Source organism: Methylobacterium oryzae (assembly GCF_021398735.1).
GTDB lineage: Bacteria > Pseudomonadota > Alphaproteobacteria > Rhizobiales > Beijerinckiaceae > Methylobacterium.
In genome coordinates this window covers 5,010,527-5,035,831 of record NZ_CP090349.1, presented here as the reverse complement: position 1 = coordinate 5,035,831, position 25,305 = coordinate 5,010,527, and the positions used below count along the sequence as shown (strand labels likewise).

Genomic DNA, 25,305 nt, shown 5'->3' with positions numbered 1-25,305 from the left:
AGCCACGCTCATGCAGGAGCCATCCCCATGGAGATCACCACCGTCGGCATCGATCTGGCCAAAAGCATCTTTCAGGTTCACGCCGTCGATGCAGCTGGGCACGTCGTCGTTCGGAAGGCGCTGCGGCGGGCGCAGGTCACGCCGTTCTTCGCCAAGCTGCCACGGTGCCTGATCGGCATGGAGGCGTGCGGCACAGCGCACCACTGGGCCCGGGAACTCATAAAGCTCGGCCATGACGTGCGGCTGATGCCGCCGGCTTACGTGAAGCCGTACGTCAAGCGCGGCAAGACCGATGCGAACGATGCCGCTGCCATCTGTGAGGCGGTGACGCGCCCGAGCATGCGCTTCGTGCCCGTGAAGGCGACCGAGCAGCAGGCGGCGCTGGCGCTGCACCGGACGCGCGACCTGCTGGTCAAGCAACGCACGCAGCTGGTGAACATGATCCGAGGCCTGCTCGCCGAGTTTGGGATCGAGATGGCGCGGGGCCTGCGGCACGCGCTCGAACTGGCGGCCCGGCTCTCGGCCGGAGACGCGGCCGAGGTGCCGCCGTTAGCCCAGCGCGTGGTGACCGGGTTGGCCGATCAGATCGGTGCCTTGCAGATTCAGCTCACCCGACTGGAGAAGGAGTTGCTCACCTGGCATCGAGACAGCGACCTGTCGCAGCGGCTTGCGACGATCCCGGGTGTCGGCATCGTGTCGGCAACCGCGCTGGCCGCCTCGGTGAGCGAGCCCGAGCGCTTCCGTTCCGGTCGGCAGTTCGCTGCCTCGTTGGGCCTGACACCGCTGCAGAACTGCAGTGGCGGCAAGGAGCGCCTGGGCCGGATCTCACGCATGGGCGACCGCTACCTGCGCCGGCTGCTCGTGGTCGGCATGACGTCTCTGATCCGGCGCGCGAAGACGACACCGACCTCGGTCGACCCGCGGCTGCCGGCGCTGCTGCAGCGTAAGCCAGTGCGCGTGGTGACTGTGGCGGCGGCCAATCGCACGGCGCGGGTCGCCTGGGCGATCATGACCCGCGGCGGCACCTACCGCGCACCGGCGGCCACGGCCGCCTGACAGCACGTAGAGGAGACGTTTCCAGGTTGCGAGGACGATGAGAGTTGATGGCGAACCGGTCAGACCGGGAGCCGGGACACCCCGCCGGCTGTCCAGGGCGTCATAGCCCGCAAAGCAGAGTGGGACCCAGCTCACGGATACCATCAGGGCCAGCAGTCAACATGAACGACTGCATCAACAGGCCGGACACAAGACTGCACCCGACCAACGCGTCAGAAGCTCAATTCGCCACTTGCAATGCGGGAGCCATCCACACAGGACGGCCCCCTATCGACCCAACCCAGTCGCCCCGGGGCCGTCGAGCGCTTCCGATTAGCGGACGATCCGAGGTCGACCCATAGCCAAGCTTTTGGCGATCCTGGACCGTTCGGCCCCGTAGGCAGGGGCCACCATCGGGTAGTCGCTTGGCAGGCACCACTTAGCTCGGTACGTTTCCAGCGTCAGGCCACACGCCGTCAGATGCCGCTTGATCGTCTTGTACGGCTTGCCGTCCTCGAAGCTGATTTACGCCTCGTGCCTAATCGACGCTCGGATCTGGGCCGGTGTAACCCTTCTGCTTCCCGACACGGCCGACTGATCGGAAGTTTGAAGGCCGGTGAAGGCCGCAGCCATCGCCGTAATCAGTGCAGGCACCTCCAAGGCTGCGACGCGATTGTGCGACACATACGCCGCCACTAAGTTAGCGTTCATCTCGCCGCAATCGAGGTGGCTGTTTCCTGCAAAGACTGCGTCAGTATCCATCGGTATGTTCACTCCCATACGTTCGCGTCGTGAATTGACTATACGCGCGGGAGAAGCGATTCGAATGTTAAACTTCATCCATGAATAGTGAGATTATTCAAAATACAATCATTTAAGATGAGGTCATGATCTTTCACACATACTATTGCTTGAAATTGCAGACGAAAGAGTGCTGAGGGCCACGAAGATTGTCGCTTGGATGACATTGCGATGATTGCTGTCCAACGCAGGGTGCCGTAGCGCGCATGTCGCGAGCGCGGGGGGGGCTTCGAGTGCTTTCTGGGGCGTCATGGGTCGCACCAGCTTTATCCCGGCCGACTGCCGGGAAGCGGCGGCGCGCGAGATCGATCTGTCATATCCGGATGATTTCCCACCCGAGTCCGGAGCGTGAATATGCCCGACGTTCTTCGAAAATGTTCGAGACCCGACGCGCGCACGGATTCAAATGCACTCAATATAAGATCGACTCCGAATAAATCATTCCTAGAAGTCGTCAATCTTAAAATTTGAAAACGTTAGATTTTTAGTAATATGCGGCGGATCATATGATCTGATCGGGATTAGTCGGTCTAGGGCATATCCATGCTGCGCAGTTCGAAAATCATCATCAAGGCCATCGTGCCGCTCGCCTTAATGGCGTTCATTGCCGCGGGATTGATGGTCTATGCGATTACATGCCTCGACGCACTTGCCAAGCAAACCCGCACGATCGTCGACCTGCAAGCTGTTCGGCTCGAAAGGATCCTGAGCCTGCGATCCCATGTCAACGAACTCGCCATTCAGTCACGCAATCTCATCCTTGAGACCCGTGAGGCGGAGATGGCCGCCTACAAGGCTCGCTACGACGCCACGTTGAAGGCTACTAAAGAGGCCACCGAAACCCTGATCTCCTTGGCCGACACACCAGAGCGTAAAGCCGCCAATCAGACGCTCAAGACCATCCTGGAGGAGTTCTATGCCGCGCAGGATCGGGCAACCGCTCTCGGCCTGAAGAACGACAACGACGGCGCGACCAAGGCTCTCCTGATCGACGCTGCGGCTTCGCGCAAAAAGATGCGCGAGTTCGTGCAGGAACGGGTCGATGTCCTCAACGCCGAGCTGCGGCAGGCGCGCGACGATGCCGAGCAGGCGGTGAGCACCGCCAGGATCGTGCTGATCGGTGCCTCCGCGGCCGGCCTCGTCGGCGCCGCCCTGCTCTCCGCCCTGATCGTGATCTTCGGCATCACCCGCCCGCTGGGCAGCCTGGTGGGGGTGCTGCAGCGGATGGCCCACGGCGAGGTCGATGCCGAGATCCGCGAGGCCACCCGCGGCGACGAGATCGGCGCCGTCGGTCAGGCGGTCGAGGGCATCAAGGCCATGGTCGCCCGCAAGGCCGCCGAGGAGGCCGAGGTCCGGCGCCGCGCCGACGCGGCCGCGGCTGCCGAGCGCAAGCGCACCATGATCGAGCTCGCCGACGGCTTCGAGCGCGCCGTCGGCGGCATCGTCGGCCTGGTCTCGTCCTCGGCCACCGAGCTCCAGGCCACCGCCCAGCAGATGACCGCCACCGCCGAGGAGACCGCTGCGCAATCGACCAGCGTGGCCGCGGCCGCCGAGGAGGCCTCGACCAACGTCAACACGGTCGCGGCCGCGGCCGAGGAACTCGGCTCCTCCGTGCAGGAGATCGGCCGGCAGGTGACCGGCTCGGCCCACCTTGCCCAGGCCGCGGTCGGCGAAGCCGACCAGACCGCCCACCTCGTCCAGGCGCTCAGCCAGAACGCCGCGCGGATCGGCGACATGGTCGGGATGATCTCGGGGATCGCCGCCCAGACCAACCTGCTGGCGCTCAACGCCACGATCGAGGCGGCGCGGGCGGGTGCCGCGGGTCGGGGTTTCGCGGTCGTGGCCACCGAGGTGAAGGCGCTCGCCGACCAGACTGCCAAGACGACGGAGGAGATCAGCCGTCAGATCGGCGAGGTCCAGGGGGTGACCGCGCAGGCGGTGACGGCGATCGGCGGGATCACCGGGCGGATCCGGGAGATCGACAGCGTGGCGACCTCGATCGCGGCCGCCGTCGAGGAGCAGGGGGCGGCGACACAGGAGATCGTGCGCAACGTGGCGCAGGCCTCGGCGGGGACGAACGAAGTGACGGGCAACATCGCCGGCGTGGCGCAGGCGTCGGAGGAGACGGGGGCGGCGGCCTCGCAGGTCCTGTCGGCGGCCTCGGAGCTGTCGCGGCAATCCGAGCATCTCGGTGCCGAGGTCGCCCGCTTCCTCGCCACCGTCCGCGCCGCCTGAGATGGCTATGGTCGAGATCCTCGCCCTCCCGGTCCGGCCTCACGGCACGCACCAGTTCGACCGACTGCACGCGGACTTAGCCGCCGCGCACGAACGTGGCGCGGATCTCGGCCCCCGAGCCCCTCACATCCAAGCAGGTGGCGACAGGCTGCTCGAACTGACTTGCGCCTTGGAACGCGCGATCGAGGATCTGGATCTCACGTTGATCAAGCTCGGTCTCCGGGATCCGGACATGCGTGAAGCCCTGCGAGACTTCGTCATCAAGACCGAGAGCCTCGCCAACACGGCGCAGAGCTTCGCTCACACCGTGCACGGCCTCGCCGGCCTAGCGCAGCGGTACCCAGCGACCCTCTGACTGCGCTCACGACTTCGGGCCGGACGTAAGACCGGCCCCAGCATCAGATGGAGGCCGGCTTGGGCAGGCTGTTGTTGATCTCCGACGACCTGGCCCGGACCGGTCGCCTTGCGCGTTCCCTCGGCCCGACCCGGCGCTGTACCGTCCAGGACCTGTATGATGACAGCCTGCCGTCGGTGCAGCCGGATCTGATCGTCGGCGACGTCGCTCAGCTTACCTCCGAGGCGATCGCGCGCCTGCAGCGGATGCTAGAGCCGCTGCGCGGGGCCGGCGCCCCGTTCCTGTTCCTGACCCACGGTAACGCCGCTCGCGCTGAGGCCCAGGTGCGACTCCTCGCTCCCACCGACATCCTCCCGGCCCTGACCATGCTTGAGCGCCTGCTGGCTCGGATCGACCGGCTTCTGGAAGTCGGTGGCTCCGCCGTCGCTGCTCGGATGGCGGACGAGGCGCGGCAATTCTTTGACCAGACCTTCTTCTCGAGCCAGCTAATCACGCCCGAGCTCGCGAGCACCGGCACCGGCCTGATCGCCCGAGCCGTGCAGCATTGTGGCCTCCGCGAGTGGATCGGGGCGGTACAGCGCTTCGACGAGGCCACGCACCGGCACTGCCTGATCGTTACAGGTCTCGCTGCCGCGTTCGCGGCGAAGCTCGGGTTTGCCGATCTGGACAGCTACCGCCTGACCAAGGCGGCGCTGCTGCACGACGTCGGCAAAACCCGGATCTCGACCGCGATCCTGAACAAACCCGGGCGGCTCACCGACGAAGAGATGACGGTGATGCGGACGCACGCGGCGCTGGGCTACGACATGCTGGTGGATAGCGGCTTCTCGCGGGAGATGCTGCAGGTGGTCCGCTCGCATCACGAGATGCTCGATGGCTCCGGCTACCCGGACGGGCTGCGGGCACCTGAGATCTCGGACCTCGTCCGGCTGGTAACGATCTGCGACATTTACGGCGCGCTGATCGAGCGGCGGCCGTACCGGGCACCGATGCCGGGAAGGCAGGCCTACGGGATCGTGCAGTCTATGACAGGCCGGCTCGACCCTGATCTGGTCACGGCGTTCCGCCCAGTGATGACCACGTTTGATCCGGCCGGCACTGCTGCGGCTTAGGGTCGGAATTGGGTGGGACCGCGACGTCCGCTCCGATGCGCTTGCTGTTCCAGAGCGGACCGCCGGAAATCCACCCTTTCCGGTCATTCCGCGACCGACCCACTCGGGCCGTACAGATCTGCATTGACGCTTCCCGAAAGCCGCCATTCATCGACGGCCCGGCGACGTCAGTTCGGGGAAGGCGGCCTTGCCAGGGTACGCCCGTAGGTGACGAGCCGCCACAAACCACGGTCATCGCCCTGGGCGAATAAATAGCGCATAAGGGATCATCACTGGCTTCGGACCCGGCCGTCAGTGCCTGAGAGCGGTGAGCGCTCCCGGCCTGATCATACGGAGCACGGTTTTGGCTAACAGCAGGCCTTTAGCCATCCTCATCGCGGAGGCTGATGAGGTCGTCCGTATGGTCACGGCCGACATGCTGGAAGACGTCGGCTTCCAGACTATAGAGGTCCGCACAGCCGCCGAGGCGCTGGCGGTTCTCGAAGGACCGATGCCTGTGAGCATGCTGATCACTGGACGCGGCATCGTGGGCGATGGTGTTGCCCTTGCCCACCTCGTTCATCACCGTTGGCCCACTGTCGGCATTATCGTCACCTCGGGAGCCGGATCAGATCTCCGAGAGGAGTTGCCGCCGGGCACGCGACTGCTCAGCAAGCCCTACGACTTTGCAGACCTCATCCATGAGGTGGAAGCTGGCCTCGCACAGGTACAGGACGAGCCCTCAGGCGCTCCCGTGCTCCCGAGCGGCGTGCCGCCCCATACCGGGACGGAGATGGGCAGCGGGATGGGCGTTGTCGCAGCTCCCACGACCGAGCCGGACAAAACGTAGCCCCGGCCGTCAGGCCGGCTAAGTCTGAACACATTCGGCTTGGCTGCCACAATGTCGGTGCGGGCGGCGAGTGGGCGGGAGGGCGATATCCTCTTTGACGACTTTCAGAACCTGAGCTGACTGAAATCTACCCAGAGGGGTCCTCCCGCGACCGACCCATTGCTGTCGTCCGAACCACAAGCGGCGGCTCTGCGAAGCAGCCGTGCGCCAGTCCTTCGACAGGGGTGTCAGGTTACCGTCAATTCGCGATCAAATCGCGGATGCGCGATGCCAGCGCATCGACGGCGAACGGCTTGGTCAGGACGGCCATCCCCGGTTCCATCTGGCCGTCCGTCAGCAGCGTGCTCTCGGCGTAGCCGGTGATGAACAGAACCTTGAGGCCGGGCCGCGAGACCCGAGCGGCGTCGGCCATCTGACGGCCGTTCAAGCCATTGGGCAGGCCCACATCGGTGACGAGCAAGTCAATACGGGCGTCGGACTGGAGCACCTTAAGACCGCCCGCCCCATCCGCAGCCTCCACGGCGGTGTAGCCGAGGTCGCTCAGCACGTCCGTCACCAGCATGCGCACGCTGGGCTCGTCGTCCACCACAAGGACGGTCTCGCCGGCCTGTGCCAATGCCGGGGATCCTTCCTCCGGCAGGGCCTCGTCACGCTCAGCCTCGCCCCTGTGGCGCGGGAGGTAAACCGTGACCGTTGTGCCCTGCCCCACGTTCGAGTGGATGCGGACCTGCCCGCCGGACTGCTTGACGAAGCCGTAGATCATCGAAAGGCCGAGGCCGGTCCCCTGGCCGAGCGGCTTGGTCGTGAAGAATGGGTCGAACGCCTTCGCCACCACTTCCGGGGGCATGCCGGTGCCGGTGTCCGAGACGCTCAGCGACAGGTACTCACCGGCCGGCATATCCTGTCGCTCGGCGACTCGGGGAGTGATCCGACGGTTGCCGGTCTCGATGACGATGCGCCCCCCGTCCGGCATCGCGTCGCGGCCGTTGATGCAGAGGTTCAGCAGCGCGTTCTCGAGCTGGGACGGGTCGACCAGAGTCGGCCATAGGTCCGTGGGTCCGGCCGTCTCAAGCTGAACGCTCGGCCCGACCGTCCGCCGGATCAGGTCGAGCATGCCATCGACCAGGGCGTTCACGTCGGTGCCTTTCGGCGCGAGCGTCTGCCGACGCGAGAAGGCCAGCAGGCGGTGGGTCAGCGCCGCCGCCCGCTTCGTCGCCCCCTGCGCGGCGGCCATATACTTGTCGACGTCCTTGAGGCGCCCCTGCTCGATACGGGTGCCCATCAACTCCAAGCTGCCGGAGATGCCGGCCAGCAGGTTGTTGAAGTCGTGGGCAAGCCCTCCCGTGAGTTGTCCGACCGCCTCCATCTTCTGCGATTGGCGGAGCTGCTCCTCAGCGTTCATCAGCTCGGCCGTGCGCTCGCCGACGCGCTGCTCGAGAGTTTCGGTGAGGGCGCGCAACTGGGTGATGGCCCGGTCCCGCTCCTGTTCGACAACACGACGCTCCTCGACGTCGAGGAGCACGCCGGGAAAGCTCAGGGGCGTGCCGTCCGGCGCGTGGTCGACCCGGCCATTGGCTTCGATCCAGTAGTAGCGCCCGTTCAACCGGCGCACCCGGTACTGGTGCGCATAGGCGCCGCCCCGGCCGACGGCCTCGTTGATCGCTTCCGCCAAACCCGCTTGGTCGTCAGGATGTACGGTGGCTACGATCTGCGCCAGCGGGATGCCCTCGCGGCCGAGCGCTGGATCGAGCCCGAAGCTTCGGGCGAAGGCTTCGTCGACCGTGAACCGGTCGGACGGTAGGTCCCAGTGCCACGTGCCGATGATCGCGCCAGCGGCCAGGGCGAGTTGCACGCGCTCAATGTTAGCCCGTGCGAGCGCCTCGCTGGCGCGCAGGCGCTCTTCGGCCTCGCGTCGGGCGGTCACGTTGTTGAAGATGATGGCAATCTGCCGGTCCGCAGGGTCACCGACGGGAACAGCGCGCACGTCGAACCAGCGCGAGAACGCCTCAGCATAGCTCTCGAAGTTCGCGGGTTCCCGGGCCTTGGCGACCCGCCCGTAAGTCTCGAACCAGAAGGGCTCCAGGTCAGGGGCGAACTCGGTTACCCACTTGCCGCGAAGGTTGACGCCCGACTCGCGCTCGAAGGCAGGGTTGGCCTCTACGAAGCGGTAGTCGACCGGCCGGTCCTCGGCGTCGAACTTGACCTCGACGATGGCGAAGGCCGCATCGACCGTCTCCAGGATCGTCCGGAAACGCTCCTCCCTCTGACGGATGGCGGCCTCGGACCCGCGCAGACGCAGGATCTCGGCCTCGAGCTCCCCACGGGAGAGGGTCTTCAGTTCGTCCCCCGACACGAAGGATGCTTCTCTTCCGTTTACCGCGGCCGCGGCGCCTCTCGTGGCTAATCCAAGTGCGTTTACCCCGAGGAAGGTTCCTGACCAGCCTTGCACACCGCCGGGGCTGCAATCCGTGAAGCGCCACCCCAAACTATTTGTCGACCAGCGCCCTAGGGACCGCGTCGCCGACCTCATCGAGGAGGGCATTGACGTGGCGGTCCGCGTGGGCGAACTGCCCGGCTCCCGCTTGCTCTCCCGGCGTCTCGCGCCGCATCGGCTCTGCGCTTTCGCGTCCCAAATCTACCTAGAGCAGCGCGGGACACCGCAGCATCCGGACGACCACATCCACCACGACCGCTTGAATTTCCGCTTCCAGAGTGCGGGCCAGGCTTTGCGCTGGCCGTTCCGGATCGGCGGCCGCGCGGTTGATCTCACGCCGAACGCCGGCGGCGTCGCAGACTTCAGCGATGCGGTCGCGGCCATCCTCGTGGTCGGCGGCATCGGCATCTCGCTGTCGTATGTCGTCGCGTTCCACGTCGAGCGAGGTGCGCTGGTGCCTGTCCTGCGGAAGTTTTCTGTCGAGCGTTCCGTCGTCACCGCGTTGCGGCCGGAGAGCCGACACGGCAACCAGAATATGAACGCCTTCCCGGCTTTCCTCGGAGGTATGTTTCATTCCCCAACACCTCGGGACAAGCTGCTCAAAAGTCCAGCGGGGAAGTAAATGGTCGCCGTGGGTAGGTCTGCTTCTATACATCGACCATTCGGAAGCGGATGGTCGGGAAACCACCCCGAGCTGGTGTACCGCACCCGACCCGACTCGGAAGCGCGGACAGCCTTCTGAGCTGCCCGAAAGCGGTCATGGGTCGGACGCTGCACGGTATCGGCTTTGGCCCCGGTCGACCGGCCCGAACCGCTTGTACGAGGACCGGTGTCCTGTGGGCCGCTCAGCCCTCGCGCAATCGTCTCATGCGCAATCGAAGCTCCTGTGGTAAAGGGCATGTCACTCGACACCGCCTGTCGCCGATGCCCCTCCACAACCCTCAGAAAATCTCCCCATTCCCGAACGCACACTTCCTACCGCTACACAGGCTGACAGTGAGTTCGGGCACGCGGATCGGCAGCGACCTCGTTCATGATTGAACCAGTAAAGTCGCCCGTGGCTGTCGCTGGCCTCGACGCCGAGGACGCCCGCTTGGCGGCCCTTCACCGCTACCAGATCCTCGACACGCCGCGTGAACCGGGGTTCGACGAGATCGCCGCACTCGCTTCGGCGGTCTGCGGCACGCCCATCGCGGTCGTGAACCTGATCGGCGAGGGCCGCCAGTTCTTCAAGGCGGAAGTCGGCCTCGGCGTGCGCGAGACGCCGCTCGACAGCTCGTTCTGCGCCTGCGCGATCCTGGAAGAGGAGTTCCTCCTCGTCCCGGACGCCACCCGCGACACGCGCTTCGCGTGCAATCCGCTGGTCGCCGGCGAGCCCCATCTGAAGTTCTACGCCGGGGCGCTCCTGAAGACCGCCGAGGGCCATGCCATCGGCACCGTTTGCGTGCTCGACTACGAGCCGCGCGATCTCACCGCCGTCCAGCAGCAGACCCTGCGCGTCCTCGCGCATCAGGTGATGACGCAGCTCGAACTGCGGCGCGCCCTCAGGGAGAGGCGTGAGGAGGCCGCGTTCATGCGCAGCGTGCTCGCCTCGTCCGCCGACTGCATCAAGGTCCTCGACCTGGATACGCGCCTCACGTTCATGAGCGAGGGTGGCAAGCGCGTGATGGAGGTCGGCGACTTCAACGCCATCCGCGGCTGCCCTTGGCCGGACTTCTGGCAGGGCCAGGGCAACGCGGACGCCAAGGCTGCCGTCGTGGCGGCCAAGGCAGGAGGCGTCGGCCGCTTCCAGGGCGGGGCTAGCACCATGGCCGGTAACCCGCGCTGGTGGGATGTCCAGGTCACGCCGATCCTCGACGCGCAAGGCGTCCCCGAGAAGCTGCTCTCGGTCTCACGGGACATCACGGTCCAGAAGGATGCCGAGCGCGCCGCCACGGCGAGCGAGGACCGCTGGCGGAGTCTGTTCACCAGCATGCACGAGGGGTTCTTCTCCGCCGAGATCCTGCGGGACGACGAGGGTCACGCGGTCGATGTGCGCTTCCTGGAGGTCAATCCCGCCTTCGAGATCCAGTCGAGCCTACCGGCGAACCAAACCGTGGGCAGGACCATCCGCGAAGTGATCCCGACCATCCCGCAATGGCTGATCGACATCTACGCGGGCGTGGTCGACACCGGCGAGCCCGCGACGTTCGAGGTCGCCGTGCCCGCCCTGAACCGCACCTTCGAGGCACACGGCCATAAGGAGGCGGATCAGCGCCTCGCCGTGATGTTCATCGACATCACCGAGCGCAAGCAAGCCGAGGAACGCCGCAACGCCCTGATCGAACTCGGCGACCGGCTGCGCCACGTCACCGCCAAGGCGGATGTCGCGCCGGTCGCGGCGGACATCCTGGCGCGGACGCTAGGGCTCAGCCACGTGGGGTACGGCGATGTCGACCATGTGCGCGACACCGTCACCATCGCCGACGACCACGTCGCGGAGGGCGTCGATCGCCTGAACGGCGTGTACCCTTTCCGGAGCTACGGGTCTTACGTCGACGACCTCAAGGCGGGCCGGGCCGTGTTCATCGCCGACGCGACGGACGATCCGCGCACGGCCGGCGGCAGCGACGCCCTGGCAGCCGTCGGCGTCCGGTCCATCGCCAATATCCCGCTGATGGAGCACGGGCAGTTCGTCACCCTTTTCTTCGCCTTGAAGGCCGAACCGCACGCTTGGACGGCTGAGGAGCAGGCTTTCCTGCGCAACGTCGCCGACCGCACCCGGGCCGCCATCGGTCGCCTGGAGGCGGAGGAGCAGCAGAGAGTGCTCAACGAGGAACTGAGCCACCGCATGAAGAACATGCTGGCCATGGTCCTCTCCATCGCGACCCAGACCCTGAAGACGGTGCCCGACCGAGAACCAGTCGAGGCGTTCGAGCAGCGCATCCACGCGCTCTCGGCGGCGCACGACGTCCTGCTGCAGCAGGAATGGACGGCGGCCCCCCTGGACGCGGTCGCCAGCGCGGTTCTGCGCACCTTCGCCCAAACCACACGGCTCAAGGTTTCTGGGCCGCAGGTCTCGCTTGGGCCGCGCGCGACCCTATCTGTCTCTCTTCTGCTGCACGAACTCGCGACTAACGCGACGAAGTACGGGGCTCTCTCCAACGACGAGGGCCACGTCGGGGTCAGTTGGCGCGTCGATGGCGATAGCGATGAAGGTGACCTAGTGCTCGACTGGGAGGAGAGCGGTGGGCCGCCCGTTAAGGAACCCGCCAGACGCGGCTTCGGCTCGCGACTGATCCGTCTCGGATTGGTCGGAACGGGCGACGTCGACCTACGCTACCAGCCCACCGGTTTCCGGGCCGAGATGCGCGCGCCGCTCGCGCAGATCCATCAGTCCTAGGAAGCCGTCATGGGACAAGCGATGCCAGCGGCCTCCGCCGTGATCCTCGTGGTCGAGGACGAGCCCCTTCAGCGCATGATGGCGGTCGATCTCGTCGAGATGGCGGGGTTCGACGTGGTCGAGGCTCGCAGCGCCGACGAGGCGGTGCGCATCCTGGAGAACCGCCTCGACATCCGGGTGGTGTTCACGGACATCGACATGCCCGGCGGCGTCGACGGGATGAAGCTCGCGGCCATGATCCGTGACCGCTGGCCGCCCATCGAACTAATCATCATCTCGGGTAAGCACCGTCCCACGCCCGAGGATCTCCCGGTGCGCGGCGTGTTCTTCTCCAAGCCGTACAAGCGGGACGAGGTGACCCGGGCGCTGCGGCAGTTCGCGGCCTGATTGATCCGAACGGCAGACCTTCCAGTTCGCAGGGAAAGGACGGCCAAGCGCGCGATGGCGATGGCCGCTTCTCTGTTCTGATCCTCCGGAACCAGACTGCCCGCTTTCCACCCTGAGTAGACGGTATCAGGCCGGCGCAGATGGACGGGAGGACAGGGCACGGATCTGCAGTCTACTCCGACTCCTCGACGCGGCCGAACAGCGGCGCCTCCTCAACACGACAGAGGGGCCATTGCGGGCGCAGTGTCCGTCGTAGCGGGCACCTCGGATGAGGCGTTTGGTACGAGGGTTCAGATCTACTGAACCGACTTGCTCGGGTCGTCAGCGGGATTGATGTAGTTCAGCCCGAAGGGCCCAAAGCCATTCACCTGAAGCTCTACCGGCTGCTCGCTGGTCCAGAGCGAATGCGGCATGTCCTTGGGCAGGAACACGAACCCGCCCGCGCGCAGCTCCTTGCCTCTCGCCTTGTCGATGGTCGTGCCGTGCTCGTGATAGATCGAGCCCGAGAGGATCGTCAGCGTCTCGGCTTCGGAATGAGTATGGGGCGCGATGACCGTGTTGGCGGGAAACTTCACCCGCAGGACAAAGGGGCCGGGCTTGCTCGGATCGCCTGAGACCATGCTGATCTGCGTGCCCTTCGGTAGGTTCGGCGGTCCCGGTTGGTAGGTCGCGCTCGCGGCATCCGGCAGCGCAACCGCGCCGTGCGTCCCATGGTCCTGCGCGAGGCCCGCGCCCGTGCTGGCGATCAAGGCCGCGAAACCGGTGGCGATGGTCCGAAGGCGTTTGGTCATGGATCGTCCCCCGCCCGTTGGCGACAGGCTCGACGACGAGTTAGCGCACAATCGAGTCTCGGCCACCCTGGCGGTGTCGAGGGCCATCGTCTCGCTCCCCGCAATGCGCGCAAAGGACGCGTCGGCTGGATCGTTGATCAAGCCTCAGGTAAAATTCTTCCCGTAAGACTGCCATCCAGTTGTTGGTAATCGTATGTTGTGCGGCCGTTGCTTGCAAATATGCCGTAAAGTACAGATAATTTCGGTAAAAGGCGCCATCCGAAGGCGCAAGCCACGTAGCTGGTCCCGCCTCCGTCGTGCCGAGGCCGAAGCCCCTCCTGAAACCGTCGAGGCTTTCAGCGTCCCTCAGGTTGATGGGACTGCTGTCGGTCCATTCGGGACGCTGAAGGAGGCGGCCTCAGGCCGGAATGCTCTCCGGCGATGCGGTGTTCTCGGCGGTGACGCCGTTCTCCCGGTGGCGGAAATCGCTCAGCGCCCGGTAGACCTGAAGCCGCGCCCGCATCACCGAACCGAGCGGCTGGTGCGCCGTGAGGCTGTGCGCGGGGCGGAAGGTCATCACCTCGTCGAAGTAGTGAACCCGCTTAGGGGAGTAGGCATCCTGCTGGGGCAGGCGGAGCGTCGCCACCGTGCGGTACGAGCTGATCGCGACCGGCCAGTCGACCGAGGCATCCTCGATGGGCTGGCGCTCGGAATCCGCCCAAAGCTGCGCCTTTAACTCGTAGACCACCTCGTTGTCGCGGAAGAAGGCCGCGGCCGCGTGACGGAAACCGTCCTCGTCCCAGTGTGGATCAAGGCGCCATTCGGCGAGGTTACGTTGGGCGGGCGAAGCCGGGACCGCCCCGATCTTGGCGACGTAGTCGCCGAACCGCATCGGGGCCTGACTGAAGTAGCTGTCGGCGAGCGGGTGGCTGTAGGGATGGCCGAGGAAATCGGCCATGGCGCTCTCCGTGCCGAACGCGTGCAGAACCCGGTTGAGGTTGCGCGCCGTGGCCGCGACGACGCTCTTCACGCCCTCCGGCAGGCCCGTCGATTTCCCGATGACCGTGCCGTCGCGCAGGAAGCCCGCCGCCGTGCCCGACGGGAAGGTCGTACCGGTGGCCAGCACGAAGTCCTGGGTGTCGACGTCGTGCCCAGGCAGCTTCTCGCCCGGCACCCCGAAGACCTTGATCGACATGCCGCGGTGCGTGGACACCCGGTCACCGAGGGTCTCGCCTGGGCCCTGCGCGAAGCGCACGGCCATCTTGTACGTTCCAGGCTTGGCGAACAGGCCCTGCGCGAGTTCCGGGGGCAGGTTCTCCGGAACGACCAGATCCCCGACGACGCAGGCGGAGCTCTTGGCGTGGCTCGCGCGTACCGCGTGGTGCTCGCGCTTCTCCACCACCTGCGACTGCTGCGTCATCCCCTGGATGATGCCGTCGATGGACTTCTGCTCGTCCGGAGCGGGCGTCTCGACGTCGGGGGCGTAGCGAAGGAATGTCATCGGCGTATCCTCGACGTGTCGTCCGCCTGCAGGATGGTTTGACGAAGGCTGGGATCGGGACGCGGGGTCCGAAGGCCGCCGGATCGCGGCCGTGCCTAGGCGGAGAGAAAGACCGCACTGCCGACAAGCCGCGCCGGCCTCCTGCCGTTCCACACCTCGTTCATGGGCGATTGAATGTCGCACAACCCGGAACGTGGCCGGGGGAGCGGGTGTTCTGTCCTGGCCGCCAGCGGGAGACAGACCTTGCGATCACCGGTGCGATACGCTCCTGACGTCGAGGCGGTGACGCCGGACGAAGGGCAGACCATCAAGCAGCAACAAGGCTCTGCATGCGGTGGGCATCGACAGCCCCACCATCGGTTCGCTGGGCGGCGCGCCCAATGTCGATCCGCTCGGCGAGACCTACTACAGCCTGACCCCGTTCCGGTACGGCGACTACATCGCCAAGTTCTCGCTGGCCCCCGTCGCTCCGGCTTTGACCGCCCTCACCGGCACTGAGATCGATGCCTCCGGCCGCCCGAACGCCATTCGCGAGACGGTGCAGTCTGAAATGATCGGCATTACCGGCGAATGGGAGTTCCGGGTCCAACTCTGCCGCGACCTCGAACGCCAGCCGGTCGAGGACCCGACGATGGAGTGGAAGGAGGACGAGACACCGTTCCAGCGGGTTGGGGTTGTCCGGGTTCAGCCGCAGGACAGTTGGGACCCCGCCCGGGTGCAGGCGGTAGACGAGGAGATGCGCTTCAGCGTCTGGACCGGCCTTGCAGCTCACCGCCCCCTCGGTAACATCAACCGCGCCCGCAACGCCCCCTACAGGCATTCGGCCGGGTTCCGCGAGCGGTTCAACCGCTGCCCGATCCACGAGCCGGGTGCGGCGCGCTGAAGCGATATCCTGAAGTTCCAACTGCCGTAGGTATCGTGGGTCGAGCTCGACGGCGATGTCTGCTTCACCGCTAATCCGCTCGAAACCAGACAGGCAGAAACCCACCCTGAGCGGTCCTTCTGCTTGCGACCCGACCCAGCCGTCCGGAAAGTAGGCGGTGCTTCCCGAAAGCGGTCACTCCTCGGCCGACTGGCAACTTCGGGTCGGAAAGGGACGGCAGTCGCTCGCCCCAAACATGCCGAGCGGCATAGCCCCTCTTCAATGGGTTCTGAGCCTTTGCTCGGTCAGAGGCCCATTTGCGACAAAAAGCACAACTCACGGCAATTCAACTTTGATTTTAATCTGGCAGGTGACAGTCAACCCAAGATATGACCAATCTCTGCTGAAATCCGGAAATTCTCTTATATGGCGAACTGAGTATAAATGCACAATTACTAGATGATTTTGCCTTATCACGCATCGCTTTTGATTGACGCTATACTGATGTTAGAATTTACCAAGGAGCAGGTCGGCCATCCTTAATCGCTAATTTAATATTGTACGCAATCTTCATGTCAACAAAATATTCATTCTCGGTCGACGCTTTCTAAGCAAAGCGTTCTTCGACGTACATCGCTACAAAAATTATAATCCGCTTCGGGGGAAGTCATGTTCGGTATTGGGGGCGCACGTAGGGATATTTCATTCACATTCGACGCCCTCGACCGGTCTCAGGCCGTCATCGAGTTCGAGCCGGACGGCACCATCATCACGGCCAACGCCAATTTCCTGACGATGATGGGCTACGCCCTGCCCGACATCCGGGGCCAGCGCCACGCCCTGTTCGTGGAGGCGGCGCATCGGGAGACACCCGCGTACCACGCCTTCTGGGACGCCCTGCGGCAGGGCACCCATCAGGTCGCCGAGTTCAAGCGGATCGCCCAGGGCGGCCGGTACGTCTGGGTCCAGGCGAGCTACAACCCGGTGCTCGACCGCTCCGGCCGCGTCGTGAAGGTGGTCAAAGTCGCGTCCGACGTCACGGCGCAGAAGCTGCAGATGCTCGACTATGCCGGTCAGATCGCGGCGCTGCACCGGTCGCAGGCGGTGATCGCCTTCGATCCGACCGGCACGATCCTGTAGGCCAACGGCAACTTCCTCGATACGACTTCCGATCCGGCCTTCCAGCTTGAGCCAGTTTGGGCGCCTGAGTGCCGATCTGGCAGCCGCACACGCGCGCGGGGAGCATCTCGGCTCGCGGGTGCCGTACATCCATGCAGGCAGTGAGAGGCTTCTGGAGCTGAGCCGTGCGTTCCAGGGTGCCCTCGACGGGCTGGATCGATCGCTGACCGAGGTCGGCCTGTTGGATCCGGCAACGTGTGAAGCGCTGCGGTGCCTCGTCGGTGCGGTCGAGAGGCTCGCCGGTACGGCGCAGCGGTTTCCGGCCAACGCCTGACAATCCCAGCGTTTGCGAGGGGGAAGCACAGGGGCGCAGTGTTGTTGATCTCCGACGATCTGTCCCGGTCCGGGCGCCTCGCCCGCGACCTCGGTTCGACACGACACTGCTCGATCCACGACCTCTACGCCGAAGTGGAACCGGCAGTTGTGCCCGACCTGATCATAGGCGACGTGGCACAGCTCACCTCGGACGCGATCGTGCGCTTCAAACGGCTTCTGAAGCCGGTACGCGCAGCGGGCGCGCCGTTCCTGTTCCTGATCCACGGCAACGCCGCTCGTGCCGAGGCACAGGCGCGGCTGCTCAGTGCCGACGATACTCTCTCAGCCACATCGGCGATCGAGCTGATGCGAGAGACGATCGAGCAGCTTCAGGATCAGGGTGGCTCTGCTATCGCGACGGAGCTGGCGGCCGCAGCACGGCTCTTCTTCGTTCAGACCTTCTTCTCCGGCCGGGCGGTCACGCCGGAGCTAGCGAGCACCGGCGCCGAACTGGTCATGCGCGCGGTACAGCAATGCGGCATCCGCGATTGGATCAGCGCCGTACGGCGCTTCGACGAGGCAACGCAGCAGCACTGCCTGATCGTCGCCGGCCTCTCTGCCGCGTTCGCGATCGAGTTGGGGCTCCATGATTTTGACAGCTCCAGGCTGACAAAGGCGGCTCTGGTGCACGATGTCGGGAAGACGAAGATTCCCCTGTCGATCCTCAACAAGCCGGGTCGACTGACCGAGCCGGAGATGACGGTGATGCGCATGCACGCGGCCATCGGCTACGAGATGTTGGTGGACAGCGGCTTCTCGCAGGAGGTGTTGCAGGTCGTGCGGTCGCATCACGAGATGCTCGACGGCTCAGGCTACCCGGACGGCCTGAGGGCGCCGGAGATCCCCGACCTGGTGCGGCTGGTGACGATCTGCGACATCTACGGTGCGCTCATCGAGCGGCGCCCGTACCGGCCGGCGATGACGGGTCGAGAGGCTTACAGCATCGTGCAATCGATGACCGGCCGGTTAGACGCCGATCTCGTCAACGCGTTCCGCCCGGTGATAATTGCCTTCGATCCGGACGGCGCCTAGCACGGCGGCTTCGGTATTGACCTTCTCAGCGGGGGCCGCGCCGTTCCCGCCCATTTAGGCCTTTGCGGTCTCGATGATGACCGCACGGCTCACCAGACGTGCTTCGGAAGACCTGTTCTCGACAGCGCCGCGTGCGGCTGCGGCCGGCTCAGGAGGTAGCCCTGGACCTGCCCGACGCCCTCGGCCCGGGCGAGTTCCAGCTGCTGCGCCGTCTCGATGCCCTCGACCACCGTGGTGATGCCCAGGCTGACGCCCAGGCCGGCCACGGCCCGGATGATGGCGCGCGCGTCGGGGCTTGTCTCGGCCTCGCTCATGAACGAGCGGTCGATCTTGATCTTGTCGATCGGGAACCGGCGCAGGTAGCTCAGAGACGAGTAGCCGGTGCCGAAATCGTCCATGGCGATCCGGATGCCGGCGCCGTTGAGCGCGGCGAGATTGTCCCGGGTCGCCTCGCTCTCCTCCAGCAGCGCGGTCTCGGTGATCTCGATCTCCAACCGCGCGGGGGCCAGGCCGGTCTCCGCCAACAACGCAAGCACCTCCGCGCCGAAACCCTTCTGACGCATCTGGACGCTGGAGACGTTGACGGCGACATCGACGGTCTCGGGCCACGCCAAGGCATCCAGGCAGGCCCGCTTCAGGATCCAGCGGCCGAGGGGCAGGATGAGGCCGGATTCCTCCGCCAGGGGAATGAAGGACAGCGGTGGGAGCAGGCCGCGTGTCGGATGGCACCAGCGCACCAGCGCCTCGACGCAGGCGACGTGTCCGTCTCGGGCATCGACGAGGGTCTGGTAGTGCAACTCGAACTGCTCCGCCGTCAGCGCGGCCTGGAGGTCGGCTTCGATCTGCCGACGCGCCTCGAAGGCCTCCGACATGCTGGCTTCGAAGACGCTGACGATGCCGCGCCCCTCGGTCTTCGAATGGCGCAGGGCGAGGTCGGCATCATGCAGCAGCGGGTCCATGTCCAGGTCCTGGACCGCGCGGATCGCGAGGCCGATGCTGGCGCCGGTATGGACGCGGCCGCACGCGAGATCGAACGGCTCCGACAGGACGTTGACGAGGCGCTGGGCGGTCGATGTCGCAGCGGCATCGACACTCACGCGCTGCACGAGCGCGAACTCGTCGCCGCCGAGGCGGGCCACGACGTCGCCCCGCCGCGTGTTCCTCCGCAGCCGCGCGGCGACCTCCTGCAGGAGCTCGTCGCCGGCCGCGTGCCCGTAGGTGTCGTTGACGAATTTGAAGCGGTCGAGGTCGATGTAGAACATCGCCAGCAGCGGCTGTTCGTCGTCCCGCGCCTCGACCAGGTCGCGGTAGCCCTGGCGCATCGACCGGATGTTGGCAAGGTCGGTCAGGGCGTCGTGGTGGGCCAAGTAGGCGATGCGCTCCGCGCTCCGCCGCTGCTCGGTGATATCCTCGAAGGTCGAGACCCAGCCGCCGCCGTTCATGACGCGATAGTTGATCGCCAACGTGCGTCCGTTGGTGAGTTCGCGCGTGATCGGCGCGGGCTCGATCGATTGCAGCGCGTCCTGAGTGCTGCGCTCGATCTCCTCGAGACTGAGTCCCGGCGAGTAGAGGCCCCGCGCAACCAAAGAGGCACAGATATCGCGCTGGGTCATGCCCGTGAGGATCATGTCCTGCGGGATGCCGAAGATGTCGCGATAGCGCCTGTTCGACACGACGAGGCGGCCCTGCGCATCGAACATGCACAGGCCCTGGATCATGTTCTGCAAAGCGGCTTCGAACAGAAGACTCTGTTCAGTCGCGACCATGCCTGGGAAGGCGATGCCGGCATTATTGCCGAGCTCTGCATGCGAAGCTACGGCGTTGTCCCGAACAGAAATCGACGTGTTTGCATGTCGTAGGAGCGCCTCATCTCCCGGACTATCAACAGCCTCGACAAGCCTCAGATCGGGATGGGACACAGGGGCTCCCTTAGCTATGGATTGCCTTTCCTACAGCAAAATCGCACCTTTTCCAAATTAACAGATAAGATCGCGCAATTATATCACGAGGCAAATCCGGCCGGTATTCGAACGCAGATAAGATCTTGCAATATTATTTTCGCAATCACGCCTGCTCGAAATCATGAAAAATACAAGGATTGTTTTATATTGAAGAGGTGCCCTTGCGTAAGTGGCCGCGGAGGATGGCGAAGGGACCTCGGCCCTTGAGCCGGAAGTGATCGATCCGCAATCGACCCAACACAGACATTCAAGTCGCCGTCCGCGCAACCCAAAAGCGGCCACTTCTTGGTGGTGTAGGGCGCAGCTTGATGGCGTGGCTCGCCCAAGAACAAAGACGAAGCCGTCGTCAGCGTCAGGCTACTGTGCGGGCTGTCCCGCACGCGCGCCCTGGCCTTCATCATATCGGACCCGGGCGCGTTGGATGCTGCCCTGGTTGGTGTTCGCCCAAGTTACGAGAGCCATAACTGGAGCGAACAGGGTCCGCCCCATATCCGTCAACTCATAATCGACGCGCGGCGGAATAGTCGCGAATAGTGTCCGTTTGACCAAGCCGTCGCGTTCCAGTCCGCGCAAGGTGATCGTCAGCATCCGTTGCGAGATCCCGTCGATCCGACGCCGCAGCTCATTGAACCGAACTGGTCCATCCTTGAGCGTGGCGATGACATACAGGCTCCATTTGTCGGCGACGAGATCGAGGATTTCGCGCACCACCCGGCAATCGTCACCTTCGCCGGGGGTAGGAAAATCGATGTCACTAAGTGTCATAGGAATGCCTTCTTGCGAGGGTCGGAGCAGGCACTTTAATAGGGTCGGTAACAATAAATTACCGTCCTGGTCGTGTCGGAGCAACGATGGCCTCCATACTCCTTGTCACGTCGAGCCCCCGTGGCGCCGATAGCCTCTCCACCCGCTTCGCGACCGAGATCGCCGAAGGCTTGATGGTTCGCACAGGCGGCACCCTCTCGATCCGCGATCTCGCGGCCGCCCCGCTGCCGCATATCGGACAGGCCTACATCCAAGGCCGCGTCGCGCCCCCCGAGGAGCGCACGCCCGAGCAGGCCGAGGCGGTCCGCCTTGCCCAGGAGCTTGTCGATGAGGTGAAGGCCGCCGACTCGATCGTCCTGGGCTCTGGCATGATCAATTTCGGCCCGCCGTCGCAGCTCAAGGCCTGGTTCGATCACATCACTTGGCCGGGCGTGACCTTCGGTTACGGCGAAGGCGGCAGGCCGCGAGGCTTCCTGACCGGCAAGAAGGTCTATCTCGTTGCCGCCGCAGGCGGCGTCTTCTCCGAAGGCGAATGGGCCCCTTTCGATTTCCAGACCGGATATCTGCACCACCTGCTGGGCTTTATCGGACTGACCGACGTCGAACTCGTCCGGGTGGAAGGCACCGTCTTCGGGCCGGAGGCGGCTCGGGCCGCCATCGACGTCACCACAGGCCGGGTCCGCTCGGTCCTGGAAACGCTGCATGCGTGATCTGAGTGGTCCCCAGTCCCGTCCGCCCGATCAGGGTGATGCCATGACGCTGCCAATCGACCTTTACACCGAGGTCACTTGTCCCTGGTGCATCATCGGACACCATCGTCTCGACAAGGTCCTGGCGGAGCGTTTCCCCGAGCTCGACGTAGACATCCGTCAGCATCCGGTCCTCCTGCTTCCCGATGCGCCCGCGGAGGGCCTGCACATTCCCGACCTTCTCCGCTCGCGCTATGGCGTGACCGACCCGAAGGTGTCGTCCGCCCGGCCCGAGGCGGAGGCGCGGGCGTCCGGCCTCGACCTAGACCTGAGCCGCCAAGCCTGGACCTACAGGACGCAGGCGGCGCACGGGCTGATCCTCGCGGCGCGGGAACGCGGTACGCAGCACCGGCTCGCAGTCGCGATTACCGGTGCCCATTTCCTCGAAGCCAAGAACATCTCGGACGCCGATATCCTCGCCGATATCGCCGTGGCCTACGGGTTCGAGCGTCAGGAAGCCCGCGCGCTGGCGTTCGATCCCGCGCAGCACCGACGCGTCGAGCAGGAGGCGGCCCGGTCGGCAGCCGCCGGGGTCAGGTCGGTCCCTCACTTTGTCTTCGGAGGCCGCTTCGCCGTTAGCGGGGGACGCAGTGAGGAGGAGATAGCCTTGGCCATCCAACAGGCCACGGGTGGGGCTACGACCAACCATTAGGGATCGTAAGCACGCTGATAGCCCGTGAGCAAATGGATCGAGCGTCGTTCGACTGAATGAGCAAGATCTGCGCCGGTCGACGGTCGGAAGCGGCAGAAGATACAAGGTCCGCTTCTGTCCGTTGCTGCTCGGAAGCGGACCGGCGGAAGCCTACCCCAAGCGGCTGTTCCGCACCCGACCCAACCCAGACGCAGAACGGGCTCTGGGCTCTTCTCCGAAGCGGACGTGCAGGATGCACAGCGAGGGCAACTCAGCGCACCCACCCCGCCTTGATGGCTGAGGCGACTTCATCGACGAACAGGCGCGTCTTCGCAGGCACCAAGCGGCCCGGAGGCATCACAGCGTAGACGCCGCCGTCCTCGCGTCCGCCCCAACCCGGCAGCACCGCGACCAGACTGCCATCGCGCAGGGCCGGTCCAGCCAGCCAGTCGGCCGTGAAGGTGATGCCGGCGCCCTCGACCGCCGCGGCCAGCAAGACCTCCGAGTGGTCCGCGACGAGCGTGCAGTCGGGGCGCACCGTCTGTCGCCGGCCGCCCTTCGTCAGCGGCCAGTCGGGCCAGGCGGCGTAGCCGGTGAAGCCCAGGCAGGCATGGCCGGCGAGGTCGGCGGGCGTAGCCGGGTTGCCCCGCTCGGCCAGGTAGCCCGGCGAGGCCACCAGCAGGTTCCGGTAGGTCGCGATCTTGCGAGTGGTCAGGCTGCTGTCGCGCGGCTTGCCCGCCGCGACCCGGATTGAGACGTCGATGCCTTCGGCGACGAGGTCGACGAAGCGGTCGGTGAACCGCAGGTCCAGTCGGATCAGGGGGTGACGTGCGAGGAAGCCGGGCAGCAGTGGCGAGACCCACTGGCGTCCGAAGGTCAGCGGCAGGGAGACCCGTACGAGTCCCTGCGGGCTGGCAGCATGGTCGCTGGCCTCCCGGCTCGCGCTCGCCAGCTCCTCAAGCAGCGCCTGGACGCGCCTACAGTAGGTCGCGCCGACCTCCGTGAGCGCCACGCGCCGCGTGGTGCGCGACAGCAGGCGGACCCCGAGGCGTTGCTCGACTTGGCTAACGCGCCGCGACAACACTGAGGCGTCCCGGCCGAGCGCCTCCGCGGCCATGGCGAAGCTGCCCGCCTCAGCGACCGCTACGAAGGCAGCCAACTCGTCCAAGCTGATTTGATTCGGCAATTCCTGCATGACCTGCACGAGTGAAATGCGAGGACGCCGGATTAATCCGACCAGGTGCAAGGCGTACATCGGGTGCATCGAAACGTCGAGGAGACACAAACGATGAGCACCTTCCTCAGCATCGGTTCCGGCCCAGGCATGGGTCTCGCGACCGCGGAGCGCTTCGCCCGCGAGGGCTTCCAGGTCGTCCTGAGCGCCCGCGACGAGGGCAAGGTGAGGGACCTCGCCGAGCAGCTCAAGGCCAAGGGCCACAAGGTTGACGTCCGCACCGTGGATGCCGCTGACCCCGCCAGCGTCGCGAAGCTCGTCGAGGGCGTCGAGCGCGACTTCGGCGGCATCGACGTGCTGCACTTCAACGCCGCCTCGATGCGCAACCAGACGCTGGCCGACCAGCCGCGCGACAGCTTCAACACCGACCTCGCCGTCAACATCGGCGGTGCCGCCGTCGCCGCCCAGGCCGCGGCGCCGAAGATGCTCCAGCGCGGATCGGGCTCCGTCCTGTTCACGGGCGGCGGCTTCGGGCTGCAGCCGCATCCCGAGTACCTCTCGCTCAGCATCGGCAAGGCCGGCATCCGCGCCCTGGCGCTGGGCATCTTCGAGCCGTTCAAGGAGAAGGGCGTACACGTCGCCACCGTGACGGTCGCGGGCTTCGTCACCACCGCCGAAGACGCCAACGCGGTCGCCGAGCACTTCTGGCAGCTCCACAGCCAGCCGAAGGGCGCCTGGGAAGTCGAGGCCATGTACACCCCGAAGGGCTGAGCCATTTCAGGGTGACCGACGACACGCAAGCCGATCCACGGAACGGGGGTACGTCGATGACGACGCAGACGCTGAAAGGCCAACGCTTCCTAATCGTCGGCGGGAGTTCCGGGATCGGCCTGGCCATCGCGGCAGTGGCCCTCGCGGCCGGCGCCGAGGTCACGATCGCCTCCCGCTCCAGGGAAAAGCTGAACGCCGCCATCGGCACGCTCGGGACCGGCGCCAGCGCCGCCGTGCTGGACACCGGCGAGGCCGAGGGTATCGAGCGCTTCTTCGCCGATCAGGCGCCCTGGGACCACATCGCGGTCTCGGCGGCCGAGACGGCGCGGGGCCCCGTCCGGCAGTTAGACCTCGATGCCGCGAAGGCGGCCGTGGAGAGCAAGTTCTGGGGAGCCTACCGGATCGCCCGGTTCATGCGGATCAGGGAGGGTGGCACGCTGACCTTCATCTCGGGCTTCATGAGCGAGCGGCCCCAGGCCGCCGCTCCGCTCCAGGGCGCGATCAACGCGGCGCTGGAGAGCCTCGCCCGCGGGCTGGCGCTCGAACTCGCGCCCACCCGGGTCAACACCGTCTCGCCCGGCCTGATCGAGACGCCGCTCTGGTCGCGCATGCCGGAGAAGGACCGGGCGGCCATGTATGCCGGCGCGGCCGAGAGGCTGCCTGCGCGGCGTGTGGGCCAGTCCGAGGACATCGCCAACGCGGTGATGTTCCTCGCAACCACTCCGTTCGCGACGGGGTCGAACGTACGCGTCGATGGCGGCGGCACCATCGCGTGATCGAATCCCCAGTCCTCGACGCCACCCAAACGTCAAAGACAGGGTCGACGGGCGGACGCCAAGCGACCGGTGGCAGCATAGCTTGGTTTCGCTGACGACTAGTCCGTTTATGGGGCGGCAAGCGCCCAGAGCCGACGCGCAGGAAACCACCCGCTGCAGTCAGAACTCGCCGTCGGTCATGCGGCCGGGATGCGGACATCTGCGCGGTCGGCAGAGGGTCGGGAGCGGGCTTGTCTCGAATATGAAACG

At 65.6% G+C, this 25,305-nt stretch carries 21 protein-coding genes and 2 pseudogenes; 16 read left to right on the top strand and 7 right to left on the bottom strand.

Annotation, left to right across the window (positions count from 1 at the left end):
• The first annotated feature begins 27 nt into the window (after positions 1–27).
• The gene (locus LXM90_RS24125; RefSeq protein WP_091980604.1) at positions 28–1,056 is read left to right on the top strand and encodes an IS110 family transposase; all 1,029 of its coding nucleotides are present in this window, start codon (positions 28–30) and stop codon (positions 1,054–1,056) included.
• Positions 1,057–1,368: 312 nt separating this feature from the next.
• Here the strand turns inward: LXM90_RS24125 and LXM90_RS24120 are convergent.
• A pseudogene (locus LXM90_RS24120) lies at positions 1,369–1,746 on the bottom strand (MucR family transcriptional regulator).
• Between the two features lie 627 nt (positions 1,747–2,373).
• On the opposite strand from LXM90_RS24120, the gene LXM90_RS24115 reads away from it, so the two are divergent.
• The 4 genes from LXM90_RS24115 (at position 2,374) to LXM90_RS24100 (ending at position 6,367) form a co-directional block, all read left to right on the top strand.
• Positions 2,374–4,071 carry a methyl-accepting chemotaxis protein gene (locus LXM90_RS24115; RefSeq protein WP_246757425.1) on the top strand — a complete coding sequence of 566 codons (1,698 nt, stop codon included), beginning with the start codon at positions 2,374–2,376 and terminating at the stop codon, positions 4,069–4,071.
• Between the two features lie 7 nt (positions 4,072–4,078).
• Complete coding sequence (locus LXM90_RS24110; protein ID WP_020095770.1) at positions 4,079–4,426, top strand: hypothetical protein; 348 nt, start codon at positions 4,079–4,081, stop codon at positions 4,424–4,426.
• A gap of 59 nt (positions 4,427–4,485) precedes the next feature.
• A complete protein-coding gene (locus LXM90_RS24105; RefSeq protein ID WP_043713236.1) occupies positions 4,486–5,538 on the top strand; it encodes an HD-GYP domain-containing protein in 1,053 nt (350 codons plus the stop codon).
• A 343-nt stretch (positions 5,539–5,881) separates the two neighbouring features.
• Positions 5,882–6,367 carry a response regulator gene (locus LXM90_RS24100; protein WP_020095768.1) on the top strand — a complete coding sequence of 162 codons (486 nt, stop codon included), beginning with the start codon at positions 5,882–5,884 and terminating at the stop codon, positions 6,365–6,367.
• 238 nt (positions 6,368–6,605) lie between these two features.
• Here the strand turns inward: LXM90_RS24100 and LXM90_RS24095 are convergent, their stop codons facing one another.
• Complete coding sequence (locus LXM90_RS24095; RefSeq protein ID WP_020095767.1) at positions 6,606–8,720, bottom strand: ATP-binding protein; 2,115 nt, start codon at positions 8,718–8,720, stop codon at positions 6,606–6,608.
• A 115-nt stretch (positions 8,721–8,835) separates the two neighbouring features.
• Between LXM90_RS24095 and LXM90_RS24090 the strand changes: the two genes are divergently transcribed.
• The 3 genes from LXM90_RS24090 to LXM90_RS24080 all read left to right on the top strand — a co-directional run bounded on the left by LXM90_RS24090 (position 8,836) and on the right by LXM90_RS24080 (position 12,570).
• Positions 8,836–9,423, top strand: coding sequence for a substrate binding domain-containing protein (locus tag LXM90_RS24090; protein ID WP_020095766.1), 588 nt, complete (start codon positions 8,836–8,838; stop codon positions 9,421–9,423).
• Between the two features lie 411 nt (positions 9,424–9,834).
• Positions 9,835–12,183: an HWE histidine kinase domain-containing protein gene (locus LXM90_RS24085; RefSeq protein ID WP_267965771.1), complete on the top strand. Its 2,349-nt coding sequence runs from the start codon at positions 9,835–9,837 to the stop codon at positions 12,181–12,183.
• Positions 12,184–12,204: 21 nt separating this feature from the next.
• Positions 12,205–12,570: a response regulator gene (locus LXM90_RS24080; protein WP_020095764.1), complete on the top strand. Its 366-nt coding sequence runs from the start codon at positions 12,205–12,207 to the stop codon at positions 12,568–12,570.
• A gap of 296 nt (positions 12,571–12,866) precedes the next feature.
• Here the strand turns inward: LXM90_RS24080 and LXM90_RS24075 are convergent, their stop codons facing one another.
• Together LXM90_RS24075 and LXM90_RS24070 are read right to left on the bottom strand one after the other, a co-directional pair.
• Entirely contained in the window at positions 12,867–13,448 is a 582-nt protein-coding gene (locus LXM90_RS24075) for a cupin domain-containing protein (RefSeq protein WP_234081159.1), read from the bottom strand.
• Between the two features lie 310 nt (positions 13,449–13,758).
• Entirely contained in the window at positions 13,759–14,841 is a 1,083-nt protein-coding gene (locus LXM90_RS24070; protein WP_020095762.1) for a catalase family protein, read from the bottom strand.
• 316 nt (positions 14,842–15,157) lie between these two features.
• On the opposite strand from LXM90_RS24070, the pseudogene LXM90_RS24065 reads away from it, so the two are divergent.
• From LXM90_RS24065 to LXM90_RS24050, 4 genes and pseudogenes are all read left to right on the top strand, one after another.
• Positions 15,158–15,724: pseudogene (locus LXM90_RS24065) on the top strand (catalase); the annotation flags it as partial.
• A gap of 648 nt (positions 15,725–16,372) precedes the next feature.
• Positions 16,373–16,843, top strand: a complete 471-nt coding sequence (locus tag LXM90_RS24060; protein ID WP_020095760.1) for a PAS domain-containing protein — start codon at positions 16,373–16,375, stop codon at positions 16,841–16,843.
• 46 nt (positions 16,844–16,889) lie between these two features.
• Positions 16,890–17,156 (top strand): hypothetical protein, encoded by a 267-nt coding sequence (locus LXM90_RS24055; protein WP_020095759.1) that lies wholly within the window; start codon positions 16,890–16,892, stop codon positions 17,154–17,156.
• 38 nt (positions 17,157–17,194) lie between these two features.
• Entirely contained in the window at positions 17,195–18,229 is a 1,035-nt protein-coding gene (locus tag LXM90_RS24050; protein ID WP_020095758.1) for an HD-GYP domain-containing protein, read from the top strand.
• An 89-nt stretch (positions 18,230–18,318) separates the two neighbouring features.
• Here the strand turns inward: LXM90_RS24050 and LXM90_RS24045 are convergent, their stop codons facing one another.
• Together LXM90_RS24045 and LXM90_RS24040 are read right to left on the bottom strand one after the other, a co-directional pair.
• The gene (locus LXM90_RS24045; RefSeq protein WP_234081157.1) at positions 18,319–20,148 is read right to left on the bottom strand and encodes a putative bifunctional diguanylate cyclase/phosphodiesterase; all 1,830 of its coding nucleotides are present in this window, start codon (positions 20,146–20,148) and stop codon (positions 18,319–18,321) included.
• A 399-nt stretch (positions 20,149–20,547) separates the two neighbouring features.
• Positions 20,548–20,955 (bottom strand): winged helix-turn-helix transcriptional regulator, encoded by a 408-nt coding sequence (locus LXM90_RS24040; protein ID WP_051123789.1) that lies wholly within the window; start codon positions 20,953–20,955, stop codon positions 20,548–20,550.
• An 86-nt stretch (positions 20,956–21,041) separates the two neighbouring features.
• On the opposite strand from LXM90_RS24040, the gene LXM90_RS24035 reads away from it, so the two are divergent.
• Together LXM90_RS24035 and LXM90_RS24030 are read left to right on the top strand one after the other, a co-directional pair.
• Entirely contained in the window at positions 21,042–21,665 is a 624-nt protein-coding gene (locus LXM90_RS24035; protein WP_020095755.1) for an FMN-dependent NADH-azoreductase, read from the top strand.
• Complete coding sequence (locus tag LXM90_RS24030; RefSeq protein ID WP_419149838.1) at positions 21,658–22,356, top strand: DsbA family oxidoreductase; 699 nt, start codon at positions 21,658–21,660, stop codon at positions 22,354–22,356. The genes LXM90_RS24035 and LXM90_RS24030 overlap by 8 nt, the downstream gene beginning before the upstream one ends.
• Positions 22,357–22,606: 250 nt before the next feature.
• On the opposite strand, the gene LXM90_RS24025 is transcribed toward LXM90_RS24030, so the two are convergent.
• Positions 22,607–23,590, bottom strand: coding sequence for a LysR family transcriptional regulator (locus tag LXM90_RS24025; RefSeq protein ID WP_199778782.1), 984 nt, complete (start codon positions 23,588–23,590; stop codon positions 22,607–22,609).
• Between the two features lie 33 nt (positions 23,591–23,623).
• On the opposite strand from LXM90_RS24025, the gene LXM90_RS24020 reads away from it, so the two are divergent.
• On the top strand, positions 23,624–24,280 hold the full coding sequence (locus tag LXM90_RS24020; RefSeq protein ID WP_020095752.1) for an SDR family NAD(P)-dependent oxidoreductase: 657 nt from the start codon (positions 23,624–23,626) through the stop codon (positions 24,278–24,280).
• Between the two features lie 56 nt (positions 24,281–24,336).
• On the top strand, positions 24,337–25,056 hold the full coding sequence (locus tag LXM90_RS24015; protein WP_020095751.1) for an SDR family oxidoreductase: 720 nt from the start codon (positions 24,337–24,339) through the stop codon (positions 25,054–25,056).
• Positions 25,057–25,305 lie beyond the last annotated feature (249 nt).

Excerpts from the sequence above, each read along its gene's own strand:
- LXM90_RS24125 (WP_091980604.1), top strand. The coding sequence starts at position 28 with ATGGAGATCACCACCGTCGGCATCGATCTGGCCAAAAGCATCTTTCAG.
- LXM90_RS24015 (WP_020095751.1), top strand. The coding sequence starts at position 24,337 with ATGACGACGCAGACGCTGAAAGGCCAACGCTTCCTAATCGTCGGCGGG.
- LXM90_RS24025 (WP_199778782.1), bottom strand. The coding sequence starts at position 23,590 with ATGTACGCCTTGCACCTGGTCGGATTAATCCGGCGTCCTCGCATTTCA.
- LXM90_RS24085 (WP_267965771.1), top strand. The coding sequence starts at position 9,835 with ATGATTGAACCAGTAAAGTCGCCCGTGGCTGTCGCTGGCCTCGACGCC.
- LXM90_RS24070 (WP_020095762.1), bottom strand. The coding sequence starts at position 14,841 with ATGACATTCCTTCGCTACGCCCCCGACGTCGAGACGCCCGCTCCGGAC.
- LXM90_RS24020 (WP_020095752.1), top strand. The coding sequence starts at position 23,624 with ATGAGCACCTTCCTCAGCATCGGTTCCGGCCCAGGCATGGGTCTCGCG.
- LXM90_RS24035 (WP_020095755.1), top strand. The coding sequence starts at position 21,042 with ATGGCCTCCATACTCCTTGTCACGTCGAGCCCCCGTGGCGCCGATAGC.
- LXM90_RS24060 (WP_020095760.1), top strand. The coding sequence starts at position 16,373 with ATGTTCGGTATTGGGGGCGCACGTAGGGATATTTCATTCACATTCGAC.
- LXM90_RS24030 (WP_419149838.1), top strand. The coding sequence starts at position 21,658 with ATGCGTGATCTGAGTGGTCCCCAGTCCCGTCCGCCCGATCAGGGTGAT.
- LXM90_RS24040 (WP_051123789.1), bottom strand. The coding sequence starts at position 20,955 with ATGACACTTAGTGACATCGATTTTCCTACCCCCGGCGAAGGTGACGAT.
- LXM90_RS24110 (WP_020095770.1), top strand. The coding sequence starts at position 4,079 with ATGGTCGAGATCCTCGCCCTCCCGGTCCGGCCTCACGGCACGCACCAG.
- LXM90_RS24075 (WP_234081159.1), bottom strand. The coding sequence starts at position 13,448 with ATGGCCCTCGACACCGCCAGGGTGGCCGAGACTCGATTGTGCGCTAAC.
- LXM90_RS24080 (WP_020095764.1), top strand. The coding sequence starts at position 12,205 with ATGCCAGCGGCCTCCGCCGTGATCCTCGTGGTCGAGGACGAGCCCCTT.